Genomic DNA, 13345 nt, shown 5'->3' with positions numbered 1-13345 from the left:
TAACTCTATCCTAATTGGGCTACAATTTCGCGTGTATCTCTGGCAATAATAATCTCTTCATTTGTCGGAATAACACAGACTTTAACTGGAGAATCTTTTGTAGAAATAACAACCTCTTTTCCGCAAACATTATTTGCCTCCTTATCAAGCGTTATGCCTAAGAATTTGAGATGTTCAACAATCATACCACGTATAAATTTTGCATTCTCGCCCACACCCCCACAAAAACAAATCGCATCAACGCCATTGAGGACAGCACAATACGCACCTACATATTTCAGCACACGATAGGCAAAGGTTTGTCTCGCCAGTCTCGCTAAATCATTTCCACTCAAGTCTGCGTCAAGCAAATCTCTAAAATCACTTGATAGTCTGGAGATTCCGAGCACCCCTGATTTTTTATTTAAAATATTAATTAATTCTTTGATAGAATAGCCCTCTTTTTCAGCAATATATTCTAAAACACCCGGATCAATATCTCCTGATCTCGTACCCATAGTTAAACCTTCCAAAGGTGTCATACCCATACTTGTATCACGACTTTTTCCATTTTCAATTGCTGAAATGGAAGATCCATTCCCTAAATGACAAATAATTAATTTATGATGTTTCTTATCCAAACCCAAAAATTCCACCGCTCGTTGAGAAACATATTTGTGGCTCGTGCCATGAAAACCATAGCGTCGAACTTTATGTTTTTCATACCAATCATAAGGTACACCGTAAACAAAAGCTTTTGGCGGAATTGTTTGGTGAAATGCAGTATCAAAAACTGCAACCATTGGCTTATTAGGCATTAATTTTTTACATGCTTCAGCACCCATAAGATTTGCCGGATTATGCAAAGGTGCAAGAGGAGTACACTCGATGAAACGTTTGATAACTTCATCTGTAACAAGCACAGAATCTTTAAAATACTCTGCACCATGCACAAAACGATGTCCTGTTGCTGCAATTTCATCAAGGGATTGAATCACGCCAGTTTTTTTATCTGTTAAGGCTTCCAAAACAAAACTAATTGCTTGAGAGTGATCCTCCATTGTCAACTCCCTTTTATCGTCAACCCCTCCATTATTTTTATATTTAAGAATACTCCCACTCAAACCAATTCTATCGCAAATTCCTGACGCTAAAACATTTTCTGTATTCGTATCAATCAATTGAAACTTCAATGACGAACTACCGCAATTTACAACCAAAACTAACATTTATACACTCCTTGAATCTAAATAATTTTTATGCTTGGCCTTGTGCCTGCAAAGCCGTAATAGCAACAACTCCAACAATATCATCAGCAGAACAACCTCGCGAAAGATCATTAATTGGAGCGGCTAACCCCTGCGTAATGGGACCAATTGCTTCAGCTCCTGCAAGTCTCTGCACAAGCTTATAGCCAATATTCCCTGAATCTAAATCCGGAAAAATCAACACATTTGCTTTTCCTGCAACATTTGACCCTTTTGCCTTGCTTGCACCAACACTAGGAATAATCGCTGCATCAAGCTGTAATTCACCATCAAGACACAAATTTGGTGCAAGTGTTTTGGCAATTTTTGTTGCTTCCACAACCTTAAGTGCATCGGTATGCGAAGAACTCCCATAAGTAGAATGACTTAACATTGCAACAATAGGCTCTTCTCCAAAAAGAGATTGAAAATTCTGTGCTGAAGCAATAGCAATGCTCGCAAGCTCTTCTGCATTAGGGCTTGGCACCAAACCGGGATCTGAAAAAATAAAATTTCCACCCAATCCATAGGGACAATTTGGAATTAACATTAACATAAAAGAAGATACAATCTTGCAACCTTGTGCACTTCCAACAACCTGCAATGCTGAACGCAAAACATTTGCTGTAGAATTAATTGCACCTGCAACCATTCCATCTGCTTTACCGCTTTTAACCATTGCTGCACCAAAATACAAGGGATCATCTAATAATTCCTGTGCCTTTTTTTCATCAACACCCTTATGTCCTCTAACTTGAACCAAAAGTTTGATAAACTCTTCACGATATACAGAATTCTTTGGGTTAACAATCTTAACCTTTTCTATATTCCTTACTTTCTTGATTTCATCTTCATTTCCAAGCAAGATAATATCAGCAAAACCTTCTTGTAGTATCTTTTCGGCTGCCTCTAACGTGCGTGGCTCACTACCCTCCGCAAGAACGATGGACGACTTCTTTACACGTACCTTATTTTTAACTCCCTCAATAAAGCTCATTTATATCTCCTTACACTTTAGTCTCGTCATTCTTTCTATGATAGATTGAATCCTACAAAGATTAACCTACAATTACTTAAAAAAAAGATTAAAAATTCACCCAACTTTAAGCAAGAATCTTAAAAGATTTTCCCTAAAACACCTATTACAGGGCTAAGGAAGCGTTAACTTACTCCTTAAAAGTTGTTTTCCAAATTCAACGCCGGGCTGGTCATATGTGTTAATCTGAAACAATGAGCCAATACATGAGGTTAAAATTTCATATGAAAAGATAAGAATTCCAGCTGTTTTTTCAGAAAGCTCATCAACAATAATCAAATCTGTTGGCACTCCTCTTGCAATAAGTGTTTCCATTGTTGATTCTCGTTGCAAACGTAATAATTTCTTAAAAGAAATTCCATTTACAAAATCTGTTGATTCCAGAGAAGAGAGGCTCATATCCGGAATTAAGACGCTTTCATCTCCAAATTGTCGCACAGATAAAAAAGTAACACTTTTATCATTAGGTCCTTGTACAATAAGCTGCAAGAATGAATGCTGATCAATGCTACCAATCAAAGAAACAGGTGTTAGCCCCACGCTTTTACTTTCTTTATTAATTTTTCCTAAAGATTCTCCCCAAAGTTGCACATACCAAGCATTAAAGTGTGTAAAGGCACTTGAATAGGAAAAAAGAACATTTATTGGATATTTTCTATAATTTTTAGCATAATAGATTGCCTTTTCTAAAAGACAATCAAGCTCTCGATTAAAAAATTTTTCTTCTACCTCTCTTGCACCCTTTAAAATCTCCTCAACATTATAACCAAGCAACATCAAAGGTGTAATACCCACATGACTTAATACAGAAAAACGTCCGCCAATTAATGGATCAATCGTCAATGAATAAATATCATTTTCATCTGCCCAATTCGCCAACGCAGAGTCACAATCCGTAATCACCAATAAGTGTTCTTTATGTACAGATAAAAGATTATAGCGACACAAAACATATTTCATAAGAGACGTGGTCTCAATGGTTGTTCCTGACTTACTAATAACAATAAAAAGCGTATTCTCCACATTAAGCCCCTCAAGGTTCTGAACAATCAAAATAGGGTCTGTATGCTCCAAGAATCGTAGGGAAATTTTACGCCGATGGCTTAAATGACTTAACATTGAATCGATAGCTTTCAATCCCAAAGAACTACCACCAATTCCCACAATTACAAGAGTATCAATCTTAGCCAACACTTCCTCCCGCACTCGCATAAAGGTTTTTGTTGTCTGTAAAGCTTCTGTGGAATAAGGCAATTCATAATAGGCACTCACACGGTCTTTTTTTTCTTTTTTAATTTCCTTAAAAAGTAAGCTTTTTTCCTTTTTGTCACTTGTATTTTTAAAAAATGAATGAAATTCAATCATCACCTTTCCTTATCGTGTCGCAACAAAAGTAGCCATATCAATCAATCGTGCCGTATATCCCATTTCATTATCATACCATGCAATCACTTTTGCATGATTCTTATCTACAACCTGTGTACAATCAGGAATAAAAATACTGCTATAAGTTGAGCCAATAAAATCACTGGAGACGCATCTTTCTTCATCAACTGCAACTAAATTTGCAAATTCTACTTGACTCATTTGACGCATTAAATCATTAATCTCTTCCTTGCTTGTATGCTTTTTTAACTGTACATTCAAGTCCACCAATGAAACATCAGGGGTCGGCACACGCACTGAAAAACCATTTAAAAGGCCGGATAATTCAGGAATCACAAGCCCAATAGCTTTTGCAGCACCGGTGCTTGTAGGGATGATATTTAAAGCAGCTGCCCTAGCACGTCTCACATCTTTATGTTTCACATCAAGTAAATTTTGGTCGTTAGTATAACTATGCACAGTTGTCATCAAACCACTTTGAATACCATAATGAATGTGAAGAATCTTCACTAAAGGTGCAAGTGCGTTGGTTGTACAACTTGCATTTGAAATCACTTGCTCCCCATTGTATGTCTGGTGGTTGACACCATACACGAATGTGGGGGTATTATCTGCTGGAGCTGAAATAATCACTTTTTTCACACCTTCTCTAAGATGGGCAGTAGCTTTTTCTTTAGAATTAAACGCACCCGTACATTCTAACACAATTTCTGCACCCAACTGCCCAAAAGGAATTTTGAGGGGATCTCTGTCGCTCACAACCTTAACAATTTGTTCACCGATTCTAATTGTATCCTCATTCACTTTTTCCGCATCAAAAAAACGATGAACAGTATCATATTTCAATAAATGCACAAGCGTATCAATGGGGGTGGTTGAGTTGATAGCAACAAGCTTAATATTTTTATTTTTTCCCAAAAGACGACAAGCACACAAGCCAATTCTTCCCGTGCCATTAATCGCGACATTAAATTGTTCCATAATTAAAATTCCTTTCTGTTAGCAATTAAATCAATTTTCAAACTCATATTTTATTGTATTTTTTTATATTATCCTCTTAAAAACAAAATCTTTGTATAAAATTTTCAATATTTCAATCTTTTTTTAGCCACTTTATGGGATAATTCGCCCAGCGAAATCGACCAAGTGGATGAAAGAGGCAGTTTTATGTTATGGCTTAATTCTGCTGAAATGTCATTAATAATACAACTGAATAGTTATCGGGGCTTTAAAAATGCAAAGTGACACTTATCAAAGACTATTAGACGCTATCGAAGTTCATATTTCTGGCTTAGATGGATTTTTAAACATTACAGAAGAAAAAATAGGGCAGATTCTTCTGGAAGCGTTGAAAGTAGAACATTTTTCTGCACACAAGGAAGTTGTGAGACAGGTTTTATTTGATTATTTTGCCTCACATGGCTTCCGTGCATATATTGTCATTAAGCATGATAGAGACATCACTTACCGATTAAAGATTAATGATTATGATGGTTGCATTTATACGGAAGCCTGCATGCAACAACTTCCTAAATTAGAAAATGCTCTAACTCCAAGCAAAAGTCGTCCCGGCATCTCTGTGTTGGATTCTGCGGTTTATAAATCCATCACTGACTTCTTAAATAAGTATATTCAGGAAGAAGAAGACAAAAAAGGTTTATTTAAAGCGATTCTTAAGAATTCATTGGGATTATCGCCACGTGATGCAATATTTTTTGTTGACCAGGGTGTCTTGGTGAAACAATTCCAAGAATCTGAAACATCACAAAACTCCATTGGACAACTTTCCTCCACAAGTCAACGTCTCCATGAAGGTTTAGATAAGACATTTCTGAAAGAAATTGAAAATATGGCACTTAAAAATGGCTTAAAAAAGAATATGGCGGAATTGATTGTGTCTTTGCTTAAAGGACCTCTTAATGTTTCAGAACACGATAATCTATATTTTGCAAAAAATTTTGTTCCAATTTTGCAAGAAAAATTTCTTGATTTTGTACCTGATGATAAAAGAATCCAAAACCCAGAAATTAAGCAAGCATTAGCAAACTATATTCTAAGAAATCATTTCAATGATTGCACCAACCATTTTGCTAAAGAGATTATCGGAAAACTCATCAACAAAGAACAAGGTGTTGATGCGTTTATTAAATTTTACAATGGTGATGTTAGCTTTTCACCGGAAGGAAAACGTTACACACGACCGGAAATTATGGATAAAGATGGAAATCGTTGGAATAGTGCAACTATTTTTCAGATTGGAATGCAACGAAAAATGGGCTTGGATAAAATTGCACGTAATATTGAAGCGATTCGCCTCACAGAAGAGTCGATTGCAAAATGCAAAAATAACATTAAAATGCAAGAAGACTTTATTGAGAATAATTTATCTGTTATCGCAAGCTTTGAAGCTGAAATTCAGAAGAAACTAGATATTTCAGGACAAGCAAAAGAAAATATCTTTGAACTTAAAAGACGATTGCAAAACACACAAAAAGGAACGGCAGCGGCAACAGAGATTCAAAATAAAATCAATGCACTTTCGATTCAAATTAAGCAACTTGACCGCGATGAGAAGCATATTTTTGGAGAAAAGAAAAAATTAGATGCTGAATTAGAAAAAGCAAAGGCAAAGATTATCACTTTAGAAAAAGATCAAGTTAGCTATGAATATAAACTAGGTAAAGATAAAGAACAAAAAGAGCAATTAGCGAAAAATCAAATTCCGCTTGAACAACGTTACAGTATTGTTGTTGAAGCTTTCTCTAAAGCCCTTTCTTCGTTCAGAGGATTCTAGCTTTGTTGAGTGATTCATTATTTTATAATTAAGGAGATTATATGATTGAAAGTATTGTGGCAATGCAAAATACAAAAAGCATTAAGGACATTGACATTCAGGATAAACGCGTTTTAATTCGTGTTGATTTTAATGTGCCAATGGATAGCGAGTTTAATATTAGTGATGATTCAAGGATTCGAGAAACAATCCCCACAATCAACTACTGCATTGACAATGGTGCAAAAAGTATTGTACTAGTAAGTCACTTGGGACGCCCTGTAGGTAAAAGTATAAATTTTTCACTCAAGCATATTTTAAAACGTTTAGAACGACTCTTAAATCGTGCAGTTACTTTTGTCGAAAGTGTTGAAAATGTCCAATCTGCCCTTAGTCTTCTACCCAAAGGCGGTATAGTCTTGATTGAAAATATCCGCTTTTATGAAGGAGAAGAAAATAATGACCCAGAGCTTGCAAAAGCATTAGCAAAACTCTGTGATGTTTATGTGAACGATGCCTTTGGAGCATCCCATCGTAAGCATGCATCGACTTATGGTATCGCAACATATGTACAAAATAAAGTTTCAGGATTACTATTAAAGAAAGAAATTGATTCTTTCTCCAAAGCACTCAAGAATCCTCTCAAACCTGTTCTTCTCATTGTTGGTGGCTCAAAGGTCTCCTCAAAATTAACTTTATTAATTAATATTTTAGATTCTGTTGATAAAATTATTATTGGAGGAGCAATGAGCAATACTTTTCTTCAGGCTGTGGGTTATGATATGCAAGAATCATTAGTAGAAGATGCGTTAATGGGTGATGCTATTGATATTTTGCGTTCAGCGAAATCAAAAGGTGTCAAAATCTACCTTCCTGTTGATGTTGTTTGCACAAATGATCCTAAGAATCCCACAGACATTAAAATTACCCCTGCACAAGATGTTCCGCAAGGAATGATGAGTGTAGACTTAGGACCCGCAACTGTAAAGCTTTTCAGTGAGGTGATTCGATCATCTGAAACTATTATCTGGAATGGTCCAATGGGAGTTTATGAAGTCAGTCAATTCTCACGTGGCACGTTCTCACTTGCGCACGTTCTTGCAGATACTTATGCTTATAGCGTGATTGGTGGGGGCGATACTGCAGATGCAATTGATAAAGCGGGAGAAAAAGATAATATGAGCTTCACTTCTACGGGAGGTGGTGCAAGCCTAGAATTACTTGAAGGCAAGGCACTTCCCGCGTTTGAAGTATTAGAGAAACGAGACCAATAAATTTTTATAGTTGTCTGTTTTTAGCACATCCATTTTAGGGTGTGTTTGTTACTCTTGCGTAAGTGGCTTCATTGCTAAAAAAGAATCCATCTTAAAAATTCTAAGCAAAAAATCCATAAAAATAAATCCATCAAGAGTTAACCCAACCATTCTTAATAAATAAACTAGTATAAGTTTTACGAGAGATTCAGGGAACTATCCAGCGTAATGCCCTCTAAGATAGGGCTTATAAACACCTCTAATCGCGACACCAAAAGCATTCAAGGGCAATCTGAATCGCTTTGCAATTCTTTTTGATTTTAGCCACTTTTGGCGTGGAATTGCAAAAAGCATCTCATATTCCTCACCACTTTGCATTTGATGGCTAGAGAATTTGCGCAACATTCTTACGCCACAATGATTTTGCTTACACAATCGTCTTAATTCAAATGCTAAACCATCAGAAATATCGATTCCAGCATGCAAACAATCTCTCAATGGAAGAGTGATAACGGAATGTGGAATGGGTTGCTTGAACCGCTGATTTCTTCGACTTTGACTATTTTCAAACTTATTTTGACGCATCAAACACTGAAACGTTTTCTTTGAGTCTCCAATCGTTCCACTAAAGGCAAAAATATCCCCTCGCTTAACACCCTTACGCATCACCCAACGATAACTTGAAGACTCTAAGCAATTTTGAAAACGGGGTTGAGAAGTTGGAGAATGAAGAATTTGGTAAGCCACTTGATTAGAATATTGTTGTGACATTTTCTGCCCAATCAATGTCCAATGAAAACCCAAAAGCGGAGAAACAATACTATCCCCCCCAACAAGCAAAATACCATAATGCAAACATGCAGCATCGACTGCCTCAGCAAGATGGCATACATCAGTTGCCGAAAGGCTCTTAGGTATCGTGATACATAATAATGCATAACGCGGAACTGCACCCATCGCATAAATATCAGAAACATTCACACTAAGAGATTTAAAAGCAATTTCTCTCAAAGAAAACCACTCGCGTTTAAAATGACTTCCTTCCACAAAGGAATCTGCGGCAAAAACGCATTTTCCAATTGCCACAGCATCATCGCCAATCCCCTTTACACTACGACCATTTATAAGAGTTTTTAAAAAAAGATCTTCTCTATCGATTCTATTCATTGATAAAAGTTATAAAAATTTTTCGCAAGTTTCTTGGATTTTTTTAGCGACTCTTTGTGCATCAACAATATCCATTTCCTGATGGCATGGAATTGATAACTCAGCTAAATAAAACTCCTGTGCTTTTGTGGTTTTTGTTGTATCGGCACCATAGCACTTATAGCTATTAATTGGCTTATAATGCACCTGTACACCGATACCATGTTGCCATAAAAGCTCAAAAATATCTTCTTTTGCACACCACAAAGAAGAATGCAACAAGATAGGATAAAGATGGTGGGTGCTTTGAATGGAGGAATCTTGACTAAGAGTCTCTACCCAATCTAGCGACTTAAAAAAATTATCATAAAACTCAACTAAAACCCTACGTTTATCAACAAAAGCTTGAAGTTTCTGAATTTGTGAAATACCTAAAGCAGCAGAGAGTTCATTAAGACGAAAATTAAAGCCAAACTCTTCAACCTCACTATTCCATAATCGTCCCTTTTGAACACCGTGTGAATGTAACATTCTTGCACGTTCCGTTAAAGAATCATCCTTGAAAATCACCGCCCCTCCCTCGGCAGTCGTAATCGTCTTTATAGCATGAAAACTAAAAACCGTTGCATCAGCAAAAGAACCAATCATCTGATTACAATAAGACCCGCCGAAAGAATGTGAAGAATCTGATATCCACAACAAATGACGTCTCTGTGCAATATCAGCAATTTCCTTGACTGCAACACTTTTCCCAGAATAATCCACACTCACTATTGCTTTTGTCTTTGGAGTAATAAGAGATTCTATCAAATTCTCATCAATATTTCCATCTGATTTAATATCACAAAAAACAGGAACTGCACCTAACGCAAGAAGCATATTGGAGGTTGCAACATAGCTATTCGGCGTGGTAATAACCTCATCACCCGGCTGAATACCCAAAACACGATAAGCGACATATAAGGCTGAAGTCGCCGAATTCAAAGCAAGAGCAGAAGGCATACAAGCAACCCTCGCTACCCGCTTTTCAAACTCAACAACACGCATTCCCTGCGTTAAATGTGAACTTCTCAAAGCATCACAAACCGCCTCTACATCTTGACTCGAAATAGACTGTTTACTATAAGGAATCATCAACTAACCTAAAAGCGTATTCACTTTTTGCTGAAGATACTGTGTATTAAAAGAATTTGCATACAATGCCGCATTTTGCTTTAGTTTTGCCTGATTAGCTTCATTATAATTTTCTGCCACATCATTATCCTGCTGATTACTTTCGGATGCAGTCAAGTTAACAATCGCCACAAGATTAGAATTCACACCATGCTCAATCCCATTCATAATAGCACCAATATTTGCACGTTCCATATTGACATTATCCAAGAAACGCAAAATACTGGATTGGTTATTCACATCAACTGACGATGTATTTGGTGCATTCACATTCAGTGTTACAGAAGAATCATTACCTGTTACGAATGTCATTTCAGAAGCAAAAACATTCTTACCATTAAAAGATGCCTGCATAACAGAATCTTTCATGCTTGTTCTAAGTGCATTTGTTTCAGATTGAATCATTGCCTTTTGTGTTTCATTTAACGCTCCGTTACCAAGCTGCACAGATAACACATTAATCCGGTCTGCAGTAAGCGTCATATTATTGAGGGTAGAATCTGCAATTTGCAACATCCCAATCGCATCATTAGCATTCTTAATCCCTTGTGTCAAGCCCGAAATCTGAGACAACAATGAATCAGCAATCATCATACTCGCCCCATCCATTCCATTGAGGGCACGCATAGCAGCGATATTTTCAAGAGACTTGTTCTCTTCTTCTTTTGCCTTGTTTGCATTATTAACAGCAGTTGAACCAACGCTCTGTACTTCTCCGACTTTCATTACTAACTCCTTTTATGGTGTGTTTATTATAGAAGTCTACCCCTTATAACTGCTTTAACTTCCAGTAGTTATATCGGCTTTTTCTTCTTAAACAAGAATCAAGCAAATTTCATTCCACAAAGGCACTTGCATTCTTAAGCGAATTAAAGCAATTATTGTTCCAAATATTTCGTATGAATCTTATTTGCAATAAAATCAATATTTTTCATCATCTTTTGATGAAAAGGAATTACGCTACGAACACCCTCTATAGTAAATTCATTTAAAGCACGATTCATACGTGATATAGCCTTTTCACGCGTCTCTCCCCACACAATCAACTTACCAATCATAGAATCATAATGCATAGGAATACTATAACCCTCATACGCATGTGAGTCAACCCGCACAAATTGTCCACCAGGAACAATATAATGTTTAATTTTACCCGGACTTGGAAAAAATTTCTCAGGGTCTTCAGCAGTAATACGGCATTCAATGGCATGTCCTCTAAATTGAATGCTCTCCTGAGGAGGAAGTTTCTCACCCTCTGCAATACGAATCATCAACTCAACAATATCAACTCCACTCACCATCTCACTTACCGGATGCTCCACCTGCAAACGCGTATTCATCTCCATAAAATAGAAATTCTGATTTTCATCAAGTAAAAATTCAAATGTTCCTGCACCCTCATATTGAATAAACTTTGCAGCTTCTACTGCTGTATTCAACAACCTCTCTCTTGTTTCTTTATGTAAAGCAAGAGCAGGAGATTCTTCAATCAACTTTTGGTGACGTCGTTGCACGGAGCAATCCCTCTCACCAATATGAATTACATTCCCATATTTATCTGCTAGAATCTGCACCTCAATATGCTTTGGTTTATCAATAAATTTTTCCATATAAATTGTTCCATCACCAAACGCACTCACCGCCTCACTCTCTGCTGCTAAATAGGCATTAATAATATCTTCTTCCTTATAAACCACACGCATTCCGCGTCCACCGCCACCACTAGCAGCCTTTAAAATAACCGGATATCCAATTTCTCTTGCCTCTTGTTTAGCATGTTCGTAATCTCGCAACACACCATCACTTCCTGGTATAACAGGCATTCCAGCACGTTTCATTACATCTTTTGCCTTGCTTTTATCGCTCATCAATTTCATCACTTCCACGCCCGGACCAATAAACTCAATCCCATGTGCTTCTAAAATTTCGACAAAATTTTGATTCTCGCTTAAAAATCCATAGCCCGGAAAAATTGCATCCGCTTCAAATAATTCTGCAGCAGAAATGATCGCCGGAATATTTAAATAACTTTCGCTTGACTTATCTCCGCCAATACAAACCTTTGCATCCGCTAAATCCAAGTAATGGGCATCTTTATCCGCTGTAGAATGCACAGCTATAGATTGTTTACCTAATTCTCTGATTGTCCTAATAGCACGTAGAGAAATTTCTCCACGATTGGCAATTAAAATTCGTTTAATTTCGCGCTTTTTTTCTTCCATTTCAATCCAACCCCACAAATCTTAGAGTTTTTCAACCACAAATAGCACAGTACCATATTCAATCGGCTGTGCGTCTGAAGGAACAATATCAAGAATTTTACAATCAAATTCAGCTTCAATTTCATTCATAATCTTCATTGCCTCAACAATTGCTAAAGTATCGCCTCTCTTCACTTTATCGCCAATATTGACATAGGCTGAAGCACCTGGTGAAGGTGAACGATAAAATGTTCCAACCATTGGTGAAGTAATTTTTTCACCCTGAACTTCTGTGGGGTTTTCCGCTTTTGCCGCTATTTGAGGAACTTGCGGTACACCAGCCACTTGAGCTGTTGGAATGCTATATGTTGGTTCACTTGCAATGATTGATTCCACTCGATTTGAATTTGGTTTTTCTAATTTCAAGCAAAAATCACCAATTTGTAAGTGCATTTTACACGCTTGTGTTGAATCAAACGACTCCATCAGCTCCTGAATTTCTTGTAGTTTCATCGTTTTTACCTCACTTTGTTTAATATTCTTAAATAAAATTCGTTATAATACCATAAAATAAACAATGTTTAGGAAAGATGATGGGCTTGAAAGAAGATTTATGGATACAAGAGCAATCCTTAAAGCATGGAATGATAGAACCTTTTTGTGATGCACAAGTGGGGATAGGGGTTGTTAGCTATGGATTAAGTAGCTATGGATACGATATTCGTGTCAGTAATGAATTTAAAATTTTTACAAATATTAATGCAACTGTTGTTGACCCCAAGAATTTTCAAGCAACAAATGCGGTAGATTTTTGTGGTGATGAATGTATCGTTCCCCCTAATTCTTTTGCTCTTGCACGTACAATAGAATACTTCAGAATCCCACGCAATGTTCTTGCAATTTGCTTAGGAAAAAGCACCTATGCACGTTGTGGTATCATCGTAAATGTTACACCTTTTGAACCAGAATTTGAGGGTTTTATCACCATCGAAATCAGTAACACAACACCTCTACCTGCAAAAATTTACGCAAATGAAGGCATTGCACAAGTCCTCTTTTTCGAAGGGGATAACCCATGCCAAACCAGCTATAAAGACAAGAATGGAAAATACCAAAAACAACAAGGTATAACCCTCCCCAAAATCCTTTAA

The 13345-nt window shown here is 36.8% G+C and carries 12 protein-coding genes; 3 read left to right on the top strand and 9 right to left on the bottom strand.

What is annotated here, in order from left to right:
* Positions 1–5: 5 nt before the first annotated feature.
* From CCZ01_RS03585 to gap, 4 genes are all read right to left on the bottom strand, one after another.
* Complete coding sequence (locus tag CCZ01_RS03585) at positions 6–1208, bottom strand: acetate/propionate family kinase (protein WP_112051865.1); 1203 nt, start codon at positions 1206–1208, stop codon at positions 6–8.
* A 28-nt stretch (positions 1209–1236) separates the two neighbouring features.
* Positions 1237–2223, bottom strand: coding sequence for a phosphate acetyltransferase (gene pta / locus CCZ01_RS03580; protein ID WP_112051864.1), 987 nt, complete (start codon positions 2221–2223; stop codon positions 1237–1239).
* 153 nt (positions 2224–2376) lie between these two features.
* Positions 2377–3627 carry a glucose-6-phosphate isomerase gene (locus CCZ01_RS03575; RefSeq protein WP_112051863.1) on the bottom strand — a complete coding sequence of 417 codons (1251 nt, stop codon included), beginning with the start codon at positions 3625–3627 and terminating at the stop codon, positions 2377–2379.
* A gap of 9 nt (positions 3628–3636) precedes the next feature.
* Positions 3637–4629, bottom strand: a complete 993-nt coding sequence (gap, locus tag CCZ01_RS03570) for a type I glyceraldehyde-3-phosphate dehydrogenase (protein ID WP_112051862.1) — start codon at positions 4627–4629, stop codon at positions 3637–3639.
* 253 nt (positions 4630–4882) lie between these two features.
* Here gap and CCZ01_RS03565 point away from each other — a divergent pair, with 253 nt between their 5' ends.
* Together CCZ01_RS03565 and CCZ01_RS03560 are read left to right on the top strand one after the other, a co-directional pair.
* On the top strand, positions 4883–6442 hold the full coding sequence (locus CCZ01_RS03565) for a coiled-coil domain-containing protein (RefSeq protein WP_112051861.1): 1560 nt from the start codon (positions 4883–4885) through the stop codon (positions 6440–6442).
* Positions 6443–6483: 41 nt separating this feature from the next.
* Positions 6484–7695 (top strand): phosphoglycerate kinase, encoded by a 1212-nt coding sequence (locus tag CCZ01_RS03560; protein ID WP_112051860.1) that lies wholly within the window; start codon positions 6484–6486, stop codon positions 7693–7695.
* Positions 7696–7890: 195 nt separating this feature from the next.
* Here the strand turns inward: CCZ01_RS03560 and CCZ01_RS03555 are convergent, their stop codons facing one another.
* The 5 genes from CCZ01_RS03555 to accB form a co-directional block, all read right to left on the bottom strand.
* Positions 7891–8841, bottom strand: a complete 951-nt coding sequence (locus CCZ01_RS03555) for an AIR synthase related protein (RefSeq protein WP_112051859.1) — start codon at positions 8839–8841, stop codon at positions 7891–7893.
* 9 nt (positions 8842–8850) lie between these two features.
* Positions 8851–9954, bottom strand: coding sequence for a UDP-4-amino-4,6-dideoxy-N-acetyl-beta-L-altrosamine transaminase (gene pseC / locus CCZ01_RS03550; RefSeq protein WP_112051858.1), 1104 nt, complete (start codon positions 9952–9954; stop codon positions 8851–8853).
* Positions 9955–9957: 3 nt separating this feature from the next.
* A complete protein-coding gene (locus CCZ01_RS03545; protein WP_112051857.1) occupies positions 9958–10719 on the bottom strand; it encodes a flagellin in 762 nt (253 codons plus the stop codon).
* 152 nt (positions 10720–10871) lie between these two features.
* Positions 10872–12215, bottom strand: coding sequence for an acetyl-CoA carboxylase biotin carboxylase subunit (locus CCZ01_RS03540; RefSeq protein ID WP_112051856.1), 1344 nt, complete (start codon positions 12213–12215; stop codon positions 10872–10874).
* 21 nt (positions 12216–12236) lie between these two features.
* Positions 12237–12707 carry an acetyl-CoA carboxylase biotin carboxyl carrier protein gene (gene accB / locus CCZ01_RS03535; RefSeq protein ID WP_112051855.1) on the bottom strand — a complete coding sequence of 157 codons (471 nt, stop codon included), beginning with the start codon at positions 12705–12707 and terminating at the stop codon, positions 12237–12239.
* A gap of 80 nt (positions 12708–12787) precedes the next feature.
* Between accB and dcd the strand changes: the two genes are divergently transcribed.
* Positions 12788–13345, top strand: coding sequence for a dCTP deaminase (gene dcd / locus CCZ01_RS03530; protein ID WP_112051854.1), 558 nt, complete (start codon positions 12788–12790; stop codon positions 13343–13345).

Source organism: Helicobacter monodelphidis, assembly GCF_003288845.1.
Lineage (GTDB): Bacteria > Campylobacterota > Campylobacteria > Campylobacterales > Helicobacteraceae > NHYN01.
Note: the sequence above shows the minus strand (reverse complement) of the source record. Positions and strands in the feature narration are given on the sequence as shown.

Excerpts from the sequence above, each read along its gene's own strand:
- CCZ01_RS03555 (WP_112051859.1), bottom strand. The coding sequence starts at position 8,841 with ATGAATAGAATCGATAGAGAAGATCTTTTTTTAAAAACTCTTATAAAT.
- pta (WP_112051864.1), bottom strand. The coding sequence starts at position 2,223 with ATGAGCTTTATTGAGGGAGTTAAAAATAAGGTACGTGTAAAGAAGTCG.
- pseC (WP_112051858.1), bottom strand. The coding sequence starts at position 9,954 with ATGATTCCTTATAGTAAACAGTCTATTTCGAGTCAAGATGTAGAGGCG.
- dcd (WP_112051854.1), top strand. The coding sequence starts at position 12,788 with ATGGGCTTGAAAGAAGATTTATGGATACAAGAGCAATCCTTAAAGCAT.
- gap (WP_112051862.1), bottom strand. The coding sequence starts at position 4,629 with ATGGAACAATTTAATGTCGCGATTAATGGCACGGGAAGAATTGGCTTG.
- CCZ01_RS03540 (WP_112051856.1), bottom strand. The coding sequence starts at position 12,215 with ATGGAAGAAAAAAAGCGCGAAATTAAACGAATTTTAATTGCCAATCGT.
- accB (WP_112051855.1), bottom strand. The coding sequence starts at position 12,707 with ATGAAACTACAAGAAATTCAGGAGCTGATGGAGTCGTTTGATTCAACA.
- CCZ01_RS03560 (WP_112051860.1), top strand. The coding sequence starts at position 6,484 with ATGATTGAAAGTATTGTGGCAATGCAAAATACAAAAAGCATTAAGGAC.
- CCZ01_RS03565 (WP_112051861.1), top strand. The coding sequence starts at position 4,883 with ATGCAAAGTGACACTTATCAAAGACTATTAGACGCTATCGAAGTTCAT.
- CCZ01_RS03585 (WP_112051865.1), bottom strand. The coding sequence starts at position 1,208 with ATGTTAGTTTTGGTTGTAAATTGCGGTAGTTCGTCATTGAAGTTTCAA.
- CCZ01_RS03575 (WP_112051863.1), bottom strand. The coding sequence starts at position 3,627 with ATGATTGAATTTCATTCATTTTTTAAAAATACAAGTGACAAAAAGGAA.
- CCZ01_RS03545 (WP_112051857.1), bottom strand. The coding sequence starts at position 10,719 with ATGAAAGTCGGAGAAGTACAGAGCGTTGGTTCAACTGCTGTTAATAAT.